General features: G+C 72.6%; 9 protein-coding genes and 1 pseudogene. 3 read left to right on the forward strand and 7 right to left on the reverse strand.

Annotated elements, in window-relative coordinates:
* Positions 1 to 1,140 (reverse strand): sensor histidine kinase, encoded by a 1,140-nt coding sequence (locus ACFYQ6_RS07165; protein WP_388761320.1) that lies wholly within the window; start codon positions 1,138 to 1,140, stop codon positions 1 to 3.
* Between the two features lie 216 nt (positions 1,141 to 1,356).
* On the opposite strand from ACFYQ6_RS07165, the gene ACFYQ6_RS07170 reads away from it, so the two are divergent.
* Complete coding sequence (locus tag ACFYQ6_RS07170) at positions 1,357 to 2,241, forward strand: ABC transporter ATP-binding protein (RefSeq protein ID WP_388761323.1); 885 nt, start codon at positions 1,357 to 1,359, stop codon at positions 2,239 to 2,241.
* A 33-nt stretch (positions 2,242 to 2,274) separates the two neighbouring features.
* Positions 2,275 to 2,994 carry an ABC transporter permease gene (locus ACFYQ6_RS07175; protein WP_388761326.1) on the forward strand — a complete coding sequence of 240 codons (720 nt, stop codon included), beginning with the start codon at positions 2,275 to 2,277 and terminating at the stop codon, positions 2,992 to 2,994.
* 101 nt (positions 2,995 to 3,095) lie between these two features.
* Here ACFYQ6_RS07175 and ACFYQ6_RS07180 read toward each other — a convergent pair whose 3' ends face one another.
* The 3 genes and pseudogenes from ACFYQ6_RS07180 to ACFYQ6_RS07190 form a co-directional block, all read right to left on the reverse strand.
* The gene (locus ACFYQ6_RS07180; protein ID WP_361572980.1) at positions 3,096 to 4,328 is read right to left on the reverse strand and encodes a transcriptional regulator; all 1,233 of its coding nucleotides are present in this window, start codon (positions 4,326 to 4,328) and stop codon (positions 3,096 to 3,098) included.
* 310 nt (positions 4,329 to 4,638) lie between these two features.
* Positions 4,639 to 5,242, reverse strand: a pseudogene (locus ACFYQ6_RS07185) (SUKH-4 family immunity protein).
* 50 nt (positions 5,243 to 5,292) lie between these two features.
* Complete coding sequence (locus tag ACFYQ6_RS07190; RefSeq protein ID WP_361572976.1) at positions 5,293 to 5,823, reverse strand: SMI1/KNR4 family protein; 531 nt, start codon at positions 5,821 to 5,823, stop codon at positions 5,293 to 5,295.
* Between the two features lie 304 nt (positions 5,824 to 6,127).
* Between ACFYQ6_RS07190 and ACFYQ6_RS07195 the strand changes: the two genes are divergently transcribed.
* On the forward strand, positions 6,128 to 6,988 hold the full coding sequence (locus ACFYQ6_RS07195; RefSeq protein ID WP_361572974.1) for a nuclease: 861 nt from the start codon (positions 6,128 to 6,130) through the stop codon (positions 6,986 to 6,988).
* An 86-nt stretch (positions 6,989 to 7,074) separates the two neighbouring features.
* Here the strand turns inward: ACFYQ6_RS07195 and ACFYQ6_RS07200 are convergent, their stop codons facing one another.
* Genes ACFYQ6_RS07200 through ACFYQ6_RS07210 form a run of 3 tightly spaced genes read right to left on the reverse strand, consistent with a single transcriptional unit; the run spans position 7,075 to position 16,162 of the window.
* Positions 7,075 to 8,778, reverse strand: coding sequence for a hypothetical protein (locus ACFYQ6_RS07200; RefSeq protein ID WP_388761330.1), 1,704 nt, complete (start codon positions 8,776 to 8,778; stop codon positions 7,075 to 7,077).
* Positions 8,775 to 13,349, reverse strand: a complete 4,575-nt coding sequence (locus ACFYQ6_RS07205) for a hypothetical protein (RefSeq protein WP_388761333.1) — start codon at positions 13,347 to 13,349, stop codon at positions 8,775 to 8,777. Before ACFYQ6_RS07205 ends, ACFYQ6_RS07200 begins: the two co-directional genes overlap by 4 nt.
* Entirely contained in the window at positions 13,346 to 16,162 is a 2,817-nt protein-coding gene (locus ACFYQ6_RS07210; RefSeq protein ID WP_361572968.1) for a hypothetical protein, read from the reverse strand. Before ACFYQ6_RS07210 ends, ACFYQ6_RS07205 begins: the two co-directional genes overlap by 4 nt.
* Positions 16,163 to 16,167: the final 5 nt, after the last annotated feature.

Genomic DNA, 16,167 nt, shown 5'->3' on the forward strand with positions numbered 1-16,167 from the left:
TTACGCGTTGTCGGAGGTGGCGCCGGGGCGAGGGGAGGGGAACGCGGCGGCCGTGCGGAACCGTCCGTCCTCCTGCTCCACCAGCAGTTCTCCGCCGTTGTCCACGACCCGCTCCCGGAGGGCGGCGAGACCTCGCAGTTCGGGAAGCGGGGTGTCCGGAACCCCGTCGTTGACGACGGTGATGCCCGACTGCGAGAGAGTGATCCACACCTCGTCGGCCTGCGCGTGCCGGAGGATGTTCGTCGTCGTCTCACGCAGTACCTGCCCGAGCAGTTCGCCCGGACGGCCGTCGAACCCGGCCGCACGGTCGACGTGCACGCGGATGCCCGCGGCTTCGAACAGGTTCTTCGCGTTCTCCAGTTCCGCCGAGAGGTTGAGCCTGCGCTGTGCGTAGGCGAGCTCCTTGGTCTGGCTGATGGTGTCGGCGATCAGGGCGTGCACCTCTCGCAGTTCCTCCTCCACCCGCCCGGTGTCGCTGTGCAGCAGCTTCTGCGCCAGCGCGATCTTCAGCTTCACCACGTGCAGGGTGTGGCCCTGGATGTCGTGCAGGTCACTGGCGAACCGTATGCGTTCACGGGCGACGGCCAGCTCGGCCTCCCGCTCGCGCGCCTCCTCCAGGTCCGCGACCACGTCGTAGAACCGCTTGTTGGGAAACATCAGCCCGGTCAGCGCCGCGGTGACGCCGACGGGGACGATCAGGTACTTGATCAGATCGCCCGAGTCGTCGCCCTCGGTCAGCAGCTTCGCCGCACCCACCGCGGCCACGAAACCCGACAGCAGCACCGCTGCCGCGCCCCGGCGGCGTCGCAGCTGCGGGATCACGTGGGCACCCACGAACGAGATGCCGTAGAAGGCCGTGCCGCTGTCGATCAGGAGCGCGCCGACCGGCCACACCGGCGCGGCGACGGCCAGGCAGGGGACCGCCACGCGTGAGAGGTCGCCCGCGGCCCACCGCGCGAAGGTCACCACCGCCGCGGCCACGCCGAGGCCCAGCACGACGGCGTGCCACCAGGTCCGGGAGTCCATCGCGACCAGCAGCACACCCGTGGCGACGATCAGCGGGAGGATCATCACGAGATTGAGGCGGTGCAGCCGTCCCTGCGCCTGCTCGGGCTGATCGGACACCGTCCGGGCCGGCATCACCGGTCAGCACCTGACTGCCGAGCCGGCAGGATGCGCAGGGGGCTGGCGTGCATGGTGAGCTCTCCGGGATCGACAGAATTGTCTCCAGTATCGAGCCGCCACCGTGCTGCCACCAGTGACACCGTGTCATGCCTGCGGGAGGAAGTCTGTCACGCGGGGTGATGACACGGCGGCACTGCCGCCCGGGTGGCGAGCTCGCCGAAGATCGGATCCATGACCACTGCACCTGTCATCGACGTCGACCGTCTCCATGTCACATACGGTGACTTCCACGCCGTGAAGGACCTGTCCTTCCAGGTGGAACGCGGAGAGCTCTACGCACTGCTCGGCACGAACGGCGCGGGGAAGACATCGACCCTGGAAATCATCGAGGGCCACCGTGCGGCCACATCGGGCTCGGTGCGTGTCTTCGGACAGAGCCCGCGTGACCGGCGAACCGTGCGGCCCCGGATGGGCACCATGCTGCAGGAGAGCGGCTTCTCGCCCGACCTGACCGTCCAGGAGACCGTCCGGCTCATCGGGAAGCTTTCCCGGCGCTCGGACAGGACCGACCGCGTGCTCGGTCTCATGGACCTCACACGCAAGGCGGCGACCAAGGTCTCCCAGCTCTCCGGCGGTGAGAAACGGCGCCTGGACTTCGCCACCGCCGTGTACGGGTCACCCGAGCTGATCTTCCTCGACGAGCCGACCACCGGCCTGGACATCCAGTCCCGGGACGGTCTGTGGGACGTCGTGGACAAGCTGCGTGAAGACGGGACCACCGTCGTCCTCACGACGCACTACCTGGAGGAGGCCCAACAGCGCGCCGACCGCATCGGGCTCATGCACGAGGGAACGCTCCACCTGGAAGGCACCGTCTCCGAGCTGACGCGCACGCTGCCGGCCGTGATCCGCTTCACCCTCCCGGCCTCCGCGCCGACGCCGCCGCTGCCCGCCACCTCCGAGGGCGACGGGACCTTCCGCATCGAGACCACCGACCTCCAGGACGACCTCTACACCCTCCTCCACTGGGCGCGGACCGAGGCGGTGCGGCTGCGGGACCTCGAATCGGGGCCGACCCGGCTCGACGACGTCTTCCGCGCCATCGGCAGTGACTGAACCGCCTCCGGAACCTCCCAAAGGACCTGCACCATGCTTGCCATAGCGCTCAGTGAACTGATCCAGATCTTCCGGAACCGGCTGGCACTGATCACCAGCTTCATCATGCCCGTTGCCGTCTGCGCCTTCTTCATCCGACAGCACGAGCAGTTCGCGGCACTGGGGAGCCTCGGGTACATCGCGGCGGTGGTGATCTTCACCGTCGGAGTGTTCGGCCTCTACACCGGTACCGTGACCACGCTGGCCGCACGCCGGCAGAACCTCTTCCTCAAGCGGCTGCGCTCCACCGCTGCCGACGACGTCGGCATCCTCTGCGGTCTGCTGCTGCCGATCACCCTCATCGTGCTGGTGCAGATCGTCGCGATCCTGTGCGTCCTGGCCGTGGTCACCGGTGCACCGGCCGACATCCTCCTCCTCGGCGCGGCCGTGTTGCTGTCCCTGGTCATGATGCTCGGCCTGGGGCTGGCCACGGCCGGACTGACGAACTCGCCCGAACAGGCCCAGATCACCACCCTGCCCGTCAGCCTCGGAGTCATCGCAGTCGTGAGCTGGGTGGGAATCGCCGGCACCGAAGATCTCACGCTGCTCAAGCGGCTGCTCCCCGGTGGGGCGGCCACCGAGCTCGTGGGCAACGCCTGGCACGGCGGCGTGGCCGTGGCGGACTCCCTGCCCCTGTTCGCGCCCATGCTGGGCTGGATCGTCGTCGCCGTCGCACTGGCCTCACGGCTCTTCCGCTGGGAACCGCGCCGCTGAGGTCCAGGACCGCGCGTCGCGGCTCGGGCCCCCGGGGCCTCGTGATCCACCGGGGCAGGGGCAGCCGGCACCCCGCGTGAGCTCCCTCCCGGAGCCCGTACCTACAACGCGCAGGCCAGCCGGCCCGCCGCGATCGCCCGGCGCGCGTCGCCCGGGTCGAGAAGGTGCAGCGCGTGCTGGTGGACCTCGGCGTCGTACGGTGCCCGCTCGCCGTACAGCAGGGCGTGCTCGGGGCGCTCGCTCGTCAGGACCGCCTCGCGTACGGCAACCTCCAGATGCGTGCGCCACTCCTCGATACCGGGGGCCTGGGACCGGGGGAGCAGCGGGCCGCGGTACAGACGCAGCGCGGTGTCCACGTCTCCGATCCGCAGCGCACGCAGGACGTCGACGGCGTCGCAGGAGACCGGCACGGTGAGTGCGTAGCGGCGGGTGGCGACACCGCCGCCGAGGGCTCGGCGCAGGTGGGAGATCTCCGCCTTGAAGGTCGAGGCCGTGACGGGCCGGTCGCCGTACAGGGACTCGCGCAGCCGCTCCGGGGCGTATCCCTCGGGTTCCAGCGCCAGCAGGGTCAGGATCTCCAGCTGCCGGGGGCGCAGACCGAGCCGGGTACCCGCGCGGACGGCGTTCTCGGCGCCGAGACATGTCAGGCGCAGCGTGGGAGCGTCCGCCGGCACCGGGGAGGGCGCCCCGGCGCGCAGACCGGCCTCGATGGCGGACACGAGGCCCCGCACGGTGGCCATGGCGAGGGGATGCGAGCGGTCCCAGGTCGTGGACAGGTCCAGGACACCCAGGACGCTTCCGTCGGGTCCGTGGACGGGGGCGCAGTAGCAGACCCAGCCGTGGAGAGCAGTCACCAGGTGCTCGGCAGAGAAGACGGTACTCGGGCGGCCGGTGCGCAGGGCCAGCGAAAGGGCGTTGGTTCCCATGGCCTGCTCGTCCCACCGCCCGCCGGGGGCGAAGTTGACCTGTTCCGCCCGCCGCCGCATCGTCCGCCCGCCGCACGTCCACAGGATCGTGCCGGACGCGTCGGTGACCGCGGTGACGAACCCGGCGTCGTCCGCGACACTGCGCAACTCGTGCGCGAGAGCGTCGACCGGACCGCGCAACGGTGAACCGCTCCACCGGTGGTGCACCGCGCCGTCGCCCGTCTCGGGGGCGCTCGCCCGCGCCGGGTCCACGCTGGCCAGCGAACGAGCCCAGGACTCGGTCACCTCATCGCTCAGGACGTGGCCGGTCCGGGGAGGCGTGCCCGGGGCCTTCAAATGCGGAATCAGCCGAGACCACTCGTCCTCCAGCGTGGCCCTGCGCTGCGCGAGGTCACCACTCCGTGACATCTCGTCCCCCATCGTCGAACGGGCACCACCGCCGTGGTCCGAGGGAAGGCGTGGGCGCGCCCGGCCCGGCCTTCGACGTGCTGCCAGTGTGGCCCGTGCGTCCCGCAGGACGCCATGGTGGCGTACGTACCCGGGCGCGGGCTCGCGTATACGGCGCCTGCGTGCGCCTGTGGAGGGCTTACCCGTGCCTGGAAGGCGGCTTCGGGACCGGGCGTGTCGCATTATCAGCATTGACGAGGGTCAGTTGTCGCAACGCGAGCCGACCGTCCCGGGGCCGTTCCCGCAGCGCGGATCTTCCGACGTCGGGGGATCATCCGAAGAGCGAGCGTGCTCCCGGGCTGTCGGCGGTGAAGCGTTGGCCTGCTGCGATCTCCTCGCCGACCACGGACCAGACGGTCTCGTCCTGGAACGGGAACGGGTCGCTCGTCTCCTCACGGACACGCTCGACCTCCCGCTCCAGACGCTCGAAGTCGGCTTCCTCGTCACCGTCGCGTGAAGGTGAACTTCTCCAGCAGGCGCTGGAAGCGGAGGGTGACGTGGATGAGGGACGAGACGTCCGCGTGAACCTGCCGTAGCTCCTCCTCGTCGGGGTCGAAGGCGTACACCGCGCCGGAACCAGGATCGAGTGCGAGGTGCGCGTTGAGGAGCCATCCGATGACGGGCCATTCGCCCGCGCCCTCGGGCGCGTCCTCGAAAGCCTCGGCGTGGACGACGTCCTCGACGAGCGGCAGGCGGCCGGAGTCCTTCTCGAGCGCACGCAGGAGGAGCGTCCCGGTGGGGACGCCGACCGTCTGCAGGAGGCGGGCGCCGTCGGTGTCCGCGATGACGGGCGGGAAGGCGCCGGCGGGCAGGGTCGCGAGCCGGTCCTCGCCGAAGATGTCGGCGAGTTCGCCACGGGTGACGTCGAAAAGCACTGCGCGGACTCCGAACTCGGTGGGGGTACAAGTGCCGGCAGACCTTGGGGTTACGGACGTGGGCACGGGACCGTCCGCTCGTGCAGGTCGAACGACGAATCCGAGGTGAGGTGCCCGACGAACGTGGCGAAATCCGTTGCCAGAGGCAGTTCGGTGCGGTCGTCGGCGTCGAACCACGTGACGGACGGCTCGCCGTGGGCCCCGCACCTCCGGTAGTCGAGAGCGATCCAGTAGTGCCCGTCCCCGGAGAGCAGTACCAGAGGCGAGGGCAGGCCCCACTCCTTGACCAGATACGCCGAGTCCAGCAACGACAACCGGCCCTCGTGACGCCCGATACCCATCAAGCCGTCGAGGGGGACGTGGTGCTCGCTCCACGACGTCGGCTCAGCCGTCGGGAACGCGTTCCACGCATCCGCCACCGGACCGCCGTTCCGGACCCGCAGGATCTCCAGCAGCGACGCCGGCAGACGGACACCCAGCTGACGCTCGGCGTCCAGAACTGCCGCGTCGCTCAACGGCGGCTGAACCCCGTAGGTCCCCTCGCCCCAGAACGTCGCCTTCACCTCGTCGAACTCGGCCATGAGCGCATCCTACGGACCACACCACGATGCCCCACGGCAGCAAGGGTGCGGATGGACGTGATCAGCCGATGTGGTGCCAGGCGCGCGTGCGACCGGTCGTGTCGCGGAGGTCGCCCAACACGGGCGGGGAATCGCGGGCACTGCGCAGGACCCGCGGGCCGAGGTCGGCGGTGATCAGCAGCCCCCGGAGCCCTCACCGCTCGTCAACTGGAAGCGCGGCGCACGTTCGTTACCCTCCACGGAGTGCGAAATAACCTGGTCAGAAGCATAATTGGAGGCAGGGGGGCCACCCCGAGGAGTCGCCATGCCGATGCTTCTGATCAGAGGCTTCTACGATGTCAAGGGCACCCAGCCGGACGGGGACACGGTGGCCTTCACCGCCGGCGACCCGGCCGAGTGGGACCTCGTGGGCGGTGGGCTCGGCCGCGCCGTCGAACACGGTGTCACGGGCCGGGCGAAACTGCGGCTGGACGCGATCGACGCCCTGGAGACGCACTACGGTGCCAACAGAGTCCACCAGCCCCTGCAGTTCGCCCACGCGGCACGTGACGAGTTGCTGGACTGGATCGGCTTCACCGAGGTCCAGCGGCAGGGCGAGAGCGTGATCGCCACCACCCCGGCCACGGTCCCCGGCTTCGTCCTGACCCGAGGCACCGACGTCCACGGCCGGTGCATCGCCCTGGCGGGCCGGGGTGCACCCCCTGGGGACAGCGGCCGGGAGATCGACGTCGACCCCGCCGTGCTGAGGACGACGCTCAACCACCACATGCTCACCGTGGGCCTGGCCTACCCGACGTTCTATCGCAGCCTGTTCACCACCCTGCGCGCCGAGATGGCCACCACCTCCGCACAGGCCCGGACAGAGGGCCGGGGCCTGTGGCCGAGCGACGACACCCTCACCGGAGTGAAGGTGGCCGGCCTGTCCACCCTGACGGACGACGCCGTGCTGCTGCCCAAGCTCTTCCGCCGGCTGGTGGACTACCTGAACCTCGGCATGCCGCCGATCGCCTGTTTCCCCGCCTTCCTGGCAGGCGTGGGGGACCGGTTCTCCATCCTGTCCACGGGCGAACGCTGCGTGGGACTGCACCGGGTCGTGGAGACCACGAACGGCGCGACCGTGCGGATGATCCGCCCGCCCGAGGACCTGCTGTTCGAGGACTCCTGAGACTGGCTGGAACCGGTTCACAGGGCCCCGCCGCACCGGCGGGGCCCTGGTCGGTCATGGATCAGCGTCTCGGTCCTGGCCAGTCCTCAGTCCTCCTTCAGCACGTCGAAACGCAGCCCGCTCGACCCGCACCCGGTCCCGCTGACCTTGCGGCGAGTGGTCCACGCGTGTGCCGAGCCGTCCTGCCACCGGGTGAACTGCCGGCTGCGCTCGACACGGATGCCCGAGCGCGGCACCTCCTGCTCGTGGAGGCCGGCCGTCTCGGCGAGGAGCCGTCCCAGCGGACTTTCGAGCGAGGCGTCGTCGCGGTCCAGGCGGGCGAGCCGCAAGCGGACGGACTCCTCGTCGGCGAGTGTCTCCGGCACCAACGGGTACCAGTGCGCCGGCACTTCGGTGGCCAGCAGATAGCGCGCGGCGGCCTCGCCCGGCGGCCCGGCGGCGGCCGGGGCCGCTGCGGGGGGCGAGGTGGACGCGATCCAGCGCGCGTACCGGTCGACCCGGTCCTCCGCGCGGTCGGCGACCGCTTCCTCGACTGCCCAGCCCAGGTTGGCCTGTTCGTCGCGGAGAAGGAGTACCGATTCGACAGCGGGGCTCTCCAAGCCGTTCGGGAGTGACGCCGGCCTGTAGATCCAGGGCGAGGGCGGCATCGCCATGCCCTCGGCCGGAGGGATGCCGCCGCCGGCGGGGTCACCCAGTCCGAACAGATTCCAGGTGACGGAGTCGCGGGCGGTGGCGTGAGCGAGTGGTGTTCGGCCGCCGAAGACGTCCTGGACGGAGCAGTCCACGACCCGGCTCAGGGAGCCGACGACGAGCGGTAGCGGCACGCAGAACCAGTCGTTGCCGTAGACCGTCGCGAAGGCGATGAGCATGAGCCGGCCCAGGTCGACGGGGGAGGCGTCGACGGAGCCGAAGTCGATGCGGGCGTCCTCCATCTCCCAGAAGCGGGACACGGGCATGCCGCCGTACACCGCCGGGGTGGGGACGATCGTGCGCTTCTCCCGTTTCACCGCCGCCTCGGCGACCGGCAGCCGGGCGTCCGGGGCGGCGTCCACGGCCCACCAGTCGAGGTGGCCGCCCTGGTACTGCCCGGCGCGCAGTTCGAGGCCGGGCAGACCGGAGGCGCGTACCTCGAAGGCGTACTCCAGACGTTCCGGGTTCCAGGCCTCGGGCGGCTTCTCGGGCTGGGGCGGCGCGGCAGCCGGGACGTGCGCGTGCCACCACGTCAGCCAGGCGGCGGCCGCTCTCGCCAGGGCGTCGCGATCGGGCCCGGTGTCGGGCACACCGAACTCCTCGGCGGCCGTCTTGTCGCGCTCGGCGATCCGGGCCAGCCAGGGTGCGAGGGCGACCGGGTCGGGGAGCCTGTCGCGCACGGCGGCGGACAGTCCGGTGGGGGCCAGCGGGCCGCCGGTGGCGAAGGGGCAGACCCGGGTGAAGGCCGGCAGCAGGGCGAGGTGTCCGGCGGCGGTCAGCGCCCGCCGCCAGCGCAGCGCGCCGGCCATCGCCAGCCGGGCGTCGATGCCGTTGCCGGGTTCCCGTTCGACGAGTGCCTCCAGGACCATCGTGTCCGGTTCGTACGGCTGCCACTCGGCGTCGGCACGGGGGCGCCAACCGTCGAGCCGGTGGGTCTCCTGCGCGAGCGAGACCGTGACCGGGGAGGCGGCGTCGTCGCCCCTGAACTCCCCGAAGGCGTACTGGCGGGCGAGGAACCAGGCGGCGTCGGCGGTCCGGGCGGCGAGCGCCTCGTCCAGGCCGGTGTCACGCGGCACGGGTTCGTACCGGAACATGGTCATAGCGGTCCCCATCCGTGTGCGGGCATCGTCCACTGCACCGGCAGCAGGCCACGCAGCTCGGAGAAGTCGTTGAGGTCCATGCCGCGCAGCCGGGCGAGCGCGAAGGTCTCCTCGATCACGGCATGGACGTCCTCCATCCGCCAGCCGCGTGTGCGGTCGGGCGGCAGTGCGAGCAGCAGACTCTGCGGGGCGCGGGCGTCGGGCTGGTTGTAGTGGAAGGAGAGTCCGCCCAGTTCCTCCGGCGGGTGCTCGCCCACGCCCGGCTCGGGTACGGCCTCGGTCCAGGAGTCCACGACCAGTCCGGCGGCGTTCCCGGCGTCGGGCGCACCGTCGGTGCGCAGCACCGCGCAGTGGTGCGGGGCGGGACGGGTGTGCGACGGCGCGGGTGCCCGCCCGCGGGCGATCCAGGGCTGCCCTGCGGGGAGCTGGGCCACGACGGTGGTGCACGGGGCTGTGCCGGCCAGGGTCTCGGCGGCCGTCAGCGCGTCGCCGAAGGCCCGTGACCGGGGCCGGACGCGTTCCATCTCCAGCAGCCAGTCCGCGACCGCGTCCTCGCCGGCCTCCAGCGGCGCGGGCCCGGTCAGCGCGGTCGCGGCGGCGCCGGCGCCCAGACGGAGCACAGGCAGGACGGGCAGGGTCCGGCCGAGTACCGGGGACACCGCCGCGCGCAGCCGGGTCACCCACTCCAGTACCGCCGAAGGATCCTGCGGCGGCGGCCCCGGCAGCGGGGGTACCGGCTCGGCGTCGAAGCGGTTCAGCACCGCGACGGCCTGCTCGCGCAGCGGCTCGACCCGATCGGCACCTTCCGGGGCCGGCGGCGGCCACGCGCCGGACATCCCGAGGTCCGTGAGGGTTTCCAGGACCCGTACGACCTCGTCGACCGTACCCGGCAACGCCCTTACCTGTTCGCGGAGTTCCGCGAGCGCGAAGGTCACCGTCCCGTGCCAGGCCGTGACGCGGGCGGCGAGCTCCGGCAGGTCGGCGGCCGACCAGTCGTCGCCCGCGCCGGCGTCGAGGTCGGTGACGAGCAGCGGCCGCGCGGAGGCCAGGACAGCGGCCAGTGACCGGCTCAGCAACTGCAGTTCGGCGAACCGCGCTGCCCCGGCGTCGGTGACCCGCGCTCCCGCCGGGACGCGGCGCAGCAGCCGGTGCGCCAGCACGCTCTCGGCCCCGGTCACGGCGTCGGGTTGCCCGTCCGCGCCGTCCTGGAACGACCCGGCGCCCAGGACGACGTCCAGCGCACAGACCCCGAGATCGGCGAGGGAGACCCGGTCGGGCGCGGCCGGGTCGCCGAAGGCGAAGGTCCAGCCCGCGGCGTCACCGAGCCGCGTCTGGCACCAGCGCTCCAGGGCCGGTTCCAGCGCCGCGAGCGGCCGGCTGCCCGTCCAGCCGTTCGTGCCGGCCGAGGGCGCCAGCAGACCGAGCCGGTGGGTGAGTGCCACGGCCGCGCGGGGCGTGCGCAGGACCTCGAACTCCTCGGGCAGCGTGTCGCCGCGCGCGATGCCGTCGGCGGCGACGCCGGCTCGCAGCGGATGGCCCGCGACGAGCTGGTGCACGCTCTCGGCGAGCAACAGGTCGCCGACCGCGTCCACGGTGGCCTCCAGGTCGTCCACGTGCGGACCCGCCTGGTCCAGCAGCGGCCGGCTCTCGTCCGTGAGCTGCGCGGTGAGCGCGTCGAGGTCCTGGAGCTGACGGCCGTGGGACGTGTAGTCGGCGACCAGGGCGCGGCCGTCGACGACGTCACGGGCGGCCGTCGCGGTGCGGGCCTCCTCCGCGCCCGGTGCGTCCGGCTCGGCGAGGAGCGGGGTGGGATACGCGGCCCGGAAGGGGGCGATCAGCCCGTCCAGGTGGGCGTCGTGCAGGGCGCGTTCCAGCTGATAGCCCAGCAGGGCGCCCAGGGTCTGGCCGGAGCGGACACCGTCCACCACGGCGAGGGCCTGGCGCACCCGGCCCGCCCGGAGGTCGACGCGGAAGGCCTCCGCGTCGGCGTGGCTGAGCCACCCCGAGCGCAGGACGGCGGCGGTGGTGGCCTGGTGCATGGAGGGGGCCACGAGATAGCCGTCGTTGGTCTCGGCGCTCCCTTTCTCGGTGGCCTCTTCCTCGCCTGTCTCTTCCTCGGCGGTTCCTTCCTCGGCGGTTTCTTCGGCGGGTTGGGCCGGAGTCTGCTCGCCGGTCCCTTCGGCAGGGTCGGCCGGAGCCTGCTCGTCGGCCGGGGGCTGAGGGCTCTCCTCCGGGTTGCCCACGATCTCCGGGTCCTGGTCGTCCTCAGGGTCGGTCGGTACGGACTCCTCGCCGAAGTCCCGGGGACGCAGATCGGTGACCCAGCCGTACGCCCCGAGGTGCGTGCCCTCGGGGCGGTCGCCGCGCAGCCGGTTCAGCCGGGCGGAGGCGACGGAGGTCACCCAGGCGTCCAGGCGGTGCGTCTGCGTGTCCAGGACCTCGCACAGCAGGAGCTCCAGCCGGGACAGGTCGCCGTCGGCCATCTCCTCGACGGCGGCGAACTGGTCGATGGCGGTGGCCGCCCAGTCGAAGAACGCGGGGACCGTGCCGGGCGCGACCGCCACCTGACCATCCGTCAGGCTGATGGCGGGGTCCACCGGGCCGCCGGACTGGATCCGCTGGTCGAGCCGGAAGTTGTACAGGTGGAGGGCCATGACGGTGAGGTGGTACCAGAGCCCGAGCTTGCCGCTGCGGGTCCCCTCGAAGGCGGGGGCCAGGTCCAGCAGCCGTTGGGTGACCTCGGGCGGCACCTCCTGCTGGAGGGACCGCCGGTGGGCGACGTCCTGCAGGGTCCCGAGGAGCGTCCGCAGCGGGTGGGCCCGGAGCAGGTCCAGCACCTCCGGGGCGGGTTCGGCGGTGACGGCGAACTCCAGCGGAGGCGGCAGGAACGCCGGGTCGGGCGGCTGCTGCCAGGCGAAGCCGCTCTTGTACGGAACCGTGCCGGTCGGCGTCTCCGGTGCGGGCTGGAACGGCGGATCGACCGGTTCCTGCTGCACGAAGCGCAGCCGCCGGGAGGCGGGCAGGCGGTGCAGCAGGTCGTTGATCACCTCGTCGGCCTCACCGCTGCCGACGGTCGGCGAACGCCAGCCCTGCGACTCGGCGAGAGTACGGAAACTCTGGAGGTGTTCCAGGATCCGCAGGTCGACCTCGGTGCCGTGCCACAGGTCGAGCGAGGTCACCGGCAGGATGCCGTACGGCTGCCGTCCGATCCGGAGCGTGGGCAGCGGCCCGCGGCTCCGCACGTGCTCGACGAAGTGCTGGACGAGGAAGGTCAGGTCGGCCTGGGTGTCGGAGTCGTAGTTCATCCAGTTCGTGGACGCGGCGGCCATGGCACCGAACGCGGTGTGCAGCCGGCGCAGCAGGTCGTGGTCGTCCACGTCGAGCCCGTCGGTGGTCTCGGCAAGGACCCGCCCGGCGGCGGCTCCGAGGGCCCTGGCCGCGCGGGCGGCGGCCTGGGGGCTGCGAGGCGCCGCATCGCCGAGAGCGGCGAGGGCGGCACGCTGCTCCTCGGCCTTCTCGGGGCTCGGCGGCGGCATCCGGGTGCGCCAGGCCGATTTGGTGGAACCGGTGTTGTTGGTCGGTGTGCCGGTGGGCAGCACCCCCAGGCCGTCGGTGCAGCGGTGGGCGTCCAGCAGCGTGCCGATGAGTTCGGCGGTGTGCTCCGAGGTCCCGCCGCGCACCCCGGCGACGGTGACCAGGCCGAAGTCGGGGCGCATCTCGCCCTCGATGAGCACCTTGACGCCCATGCCGACCCGCACGGCCTCCTCGAAGTCGCCGAGCCAGCCGGGCGGCACCGGGCTGTCCGGGCCGAGGCCGACGTCGAGCACCTCGGGCACGGGCGCGCCCTCCTGCCGCCAGACCAGCCCGATCTGCCCGTCCCCGACCGTCTCGTAGCCGGAGAACACCAGCCGGTCGGGAAGCGCGTACGTGTGCGCCGGCCGGGTCCAGTGGCCGTCGCGGATCTCCGGTTCCACCGCCCAGGGGGCCGGTGAGGGCGCGCTCGCGCCGGGCTGCGTCTCGGTCGTCGGCGGATCCTGGCGGCCGGGCCGCAGGGCCTTCACCGCCCACGCGGCGCGGCCCGGTCCGATCGCGGCGACGAGCCGGGTCCAGGCGGCCTTGCGACGCTCCTGGTTGGGGCCGGCGGCCCAGACCTCGCACCAGTACGCCTCTGCCGCGACGCGCTCGGCCGGAGTCAGGGCAGGCTCGTGGGAGTCGACGTGGACGTCGTCCGGGTAGGCGCGGATCCACAGCTCCAGCGCGGCCTCCCCGGCGTTGCGGTACACCGTCTCCAGGCGCAGCGGCAGGAGCAGCAGCGGGTCGGAGCGGCTGTCGGCCGACCACAGCTCCGGTTCCTCGGAGGCCATTTCGTGGTAGGCGTCCCGGGCGGCCTGGTAGCGGGTCTGGTTGGTGGCCGTCTCCTGGCCCTGGGCGAGGTGTTCGGCTTCCAGCCCACTCTCCCCGGACGCTATGCGCTTGTCGTACATGGCGAGTCCGGCGCGGGACCAGTCGAGCGCGGTCCGGGCATCGGCAACGGCCCGGTGGGCCCTGGCCAGTTCCAGGTTGACGGTCACCGCGGATCTCCGATCAGTTTGCGGGCCGACATGACGACCCGGAAGGGACGTTGCAGACTCACCTTGGCCACGGTGGCGGCGTTCCAGCGGTCCGGCCTCGGTTCCTGATCCGGCACGGCGGGCATCGCCGAGAGATCGGCGAAGCCGCCCTCCGGGACCGGCCAGCTCAGGTCCGACCAGTGCCGGTACGGAGGCGCCGGAACGACCGGGTTGTCGAAACCGAACCTCATCCGGTAGCTGTTCTCGGCGAGGACGAACCACCAGTCGTGGATGTCCCCGGGCAGCACGAACGCGTACGCGCAGGTCCGCTCGTCCAGGGTGAGCACCATCTTCGGGTGCTCCCAGGTGCTCTGTCCGAGGTCGGCCGCGCCCACGGACTGGGCGGGGACGGCGGCCACGACCATCTGGGGGTACCGGCGCACGAGCCGGCCCCGGATGAGGAGCACGTCCAGCTCGCCCGCGCCCAGGGTGAGCTGGGCGTTCAGCGCGGCGCCGGGGTCCCAGCCGTGCACGGGCGGCACGTCCGGTTCGCCGTCGGGGCGCGGCCAGAAGTGTGTGAAGGGGCTGCCGCGCAGGTCGGTGGGGTATTCGCGCCAGCGCATCTCGCCGTTCATCTCGTCGTTGACGCCGACCATGAACGAGGCGATGAACGGCGCGTTGGCCTGGAGCAGCACGGCCCGGTCCTCGGGGATCGTCCCGGAGCCCGGGAGGAACCAGTCGCGGGCGGTGTCCTTGAGGGCCAGGGCCATGGGCGCGGGGAATTCCGGGGCGGCCATGACCGGGTCACCCGGGGAGGCGGGCACGGCGAGCGACTCCTCGGACAGGACGGTGACGGTGCTGTCCAGCCGCGCCGCCAGCAGAGGGCCGGGCGCGAAGGCCTGCGTGAGGCGCTCGCGCATCCCTGGCGCGTCGACGGGCACACCGAACTGCAGGATGTGCGCCCCCTGATCGTCGGACATGGACGCGTCCGGAGACAGGACGGTGTCAGGCTCCGTCACCGTCATCACGGCGTCCGGCGACTGCTCGGCGAACGCGGGGGACAGATCGCCGCTCAGGTCGGCCGGTGCCAGGCCGGACAGCGTCCGGAACATCCGGAGCGCGTCGGCCGGGCCCGTCGCCCCCTCGGCGGGCGCCCCGCCCTCCGCAGGGCGCGCCAGGAGCGCGGTGAGCGCCCCCGCCTGGGCGTCGAAGCCGTTGGCCCACGCCGAGGGCGCCATGGCCGACAGCAGCCTGAGCGTCCGGGCGCCCCGGGTGGACGCGGTCGCCCGCAGGGCCGCGCCGACCTTGGCGTTGAGCTCGACGGTGTCCTCCCCGGCCGGCGCCCCGGCCTCCACGGGCCGGGTCACCATCGCCGTCGGCAGGGGCGGCAGCAGCTCGCCGCTGAGCGTGCGGCGAGCGTACGACTCCCCGTCGAGGCCGGCGAGACGGGCGACCGGCCCACGGCGCCGCAGCAGCCGCCGCAGGGCCGGCGCCACCAGCCCGTCCGGAGCAGGGCTCACCGCGACCTCGGTCCGCAGCGGGAGTGCGCTCGCGGTGCGGACGCGGTCACCCACCGGGGCGGCGAGCCCGAGCGTCTCGTCGGGGGTGAGGGTCTGCACGCTGCGCCGGTGGACGGAGTCGGCGACCGCGGTGCAGAACGCGGTACGGCTACGCAGCCGGTTGGCCTCCCGGACGTCACCGACCTGGTCCCAGGCCCGGGCCATCAGCCACTCCTGGTTCTCGCGCACCCAGCCCGCGCCGAGGGACGCCGCGATCCGGGTCTCCGGATTCAGGTTGAGTTCGGCCAGCCATCCCGGCTCACCGTCCTCGACGTCGTCGCGTACGACGGGACGGCCGCCGTACAGCGGCGGGGCGACGGTCCCCTCGGTGCCCCGGCTGATGTGCCGGGCGACCCGGGTGGCGAAGTCGGCGAGGGCGGTGGCGGCCTGTTCGGCGGGGGAGTCGACGAGCTGGAGCACGCCCTGCACCGTGATGGTCTGCCGGGTCCCGGGCGGGTCGGAGGAGGCCAGCGGGGGACCGTGCAACCAGGGTTCGGTGATGTCGACGGCCCGCCCGGACAGCGGGCCGCGCTCGTCGGCGGACAACGGGACGATCGCGGTGGCCAGCTGCTCGAAGTCGCCCGGTGCGCCGGTCCGGAACTGCCAGCTGTAGTAGACCGGCAGCCGGACACCCCCCTGGTCCCGGCGCCAGGCGTCACCGTGCTGGTCGACCTCGGTGAGGCCGCCGGTCAGTCCCGCCGCGGCCCCGCCCTGGAAGGCCGGCACGACACAGGCCGTGTAGGCGGTGTCCGACCGCAGATGCAGAGGACACAGCAGCCGTGAGATCAGCGGCTCCGACCGCCCCGCGGGGCGCTGGACGTGCGCCCACTGCCACGACTGGTCCAGCGGCGGCAGGGCAGCGGCGTCGACGTCCACGAAGGGCAGTGGCGAGCCGCCCTGCAGCGGATGCCCGGCGGTCTCGACGGCGACCAGCACCAGCCAGGGCCGCAGTATGCCGTCGACGGGCCGGGCGGGTGTGAAGAGCCACGGCAGTTCGGGAGCGTCGAACTCCACGCCGGCCAGATAGTTCGGCTCGGCGTCCAGGGTGCCGGGTGGCGGATCGACGCGCAGGACGTGCCGCGTGTCGATGCCGACGACGCCCTCGGGGCCGAGCATCCGCAGTGCGTCGCCGGGCGGCTTGACCGGGATCTCACCCCCCGGCCCGACCAGGGTCAGCCCGGGATCCAGCAGCGCGGGCCCGTTCGGCACCGTGGCACGGATCGCCCCGCCCACGGGGCTCTGCAGGTACGGGGCGAACTGCAGGTCCTCAGCCATCGCGG

This window comes from Streptomyces sp. NPDC005494 (assembly GCF_042872025.1).
GTDB lineage: Bacteria > Actinomycetota > Actinomycetes > Streptomycetales > Streptomycetaceae > Streptomyces.

Bases quoted from the DNA above. Each gene is read 5' to 3' on its own strand.
- ACFYQ6_RS07165 (WP_388761320.1), bottom strand. From the start codon at position 1,140: ATGCCGGCCCGGACGGTGTCCGATCAGCCCGAGCAGGCGCAGGGACGG.
- ACFYQ6_RS07170 (WP_388761323.1), top strand. From the start codon at position 1,357: ATGACCACTGCACCTGTCATCGACGTCGACCGTCTCCATGTCACATAC.
- ACFYQ6_RS07175 (WP_388761326.1), top strand. From the start codon at position 2,275: ATGCTTGCCATAGCGCTCAGTGAACTGATCCAGATCTTCCGGAACCGG.
- ACFYQ6_RS07180 (WP_361572980.1), bottom strand. From the start codon at position 4,328: ATGTCACGGAGTGGTGACCTCGCGCAGCGCAGGGCCACGCTGGAGGAC.
- ACFYQ6_RS07190 (WP_361572976.1), bottom strand. From the start codon at position 5,823: ATGGCCGAGTTCGACGAGGTGAAGGCGACGTTCTGGGGCGAGGGGACC.
- ACFYQ6_RS07195 (WP_361572974.1), top strand. From the start codon at position 6,128: ATGCCGATGCTTCTGATCAGAGGCTTCTACGATGTCAAGGGCACCCAG.
- ACFYQ6_RS07200 (WP_388761330.1), bottom strand. From the start codon at position 8,778: ATGACCATGTTCCGGTACGAACCCGTGCCGCGTGACACCGGCCTGGAC.
- ACFYQ6_RS07210 (WP_361572968.1), bottom strand. From the start codon at position 16,162: ATGGCTGAGGACCTGCAGTTCGCCCCGTACCTGCAGAGCCCCGTGGGC.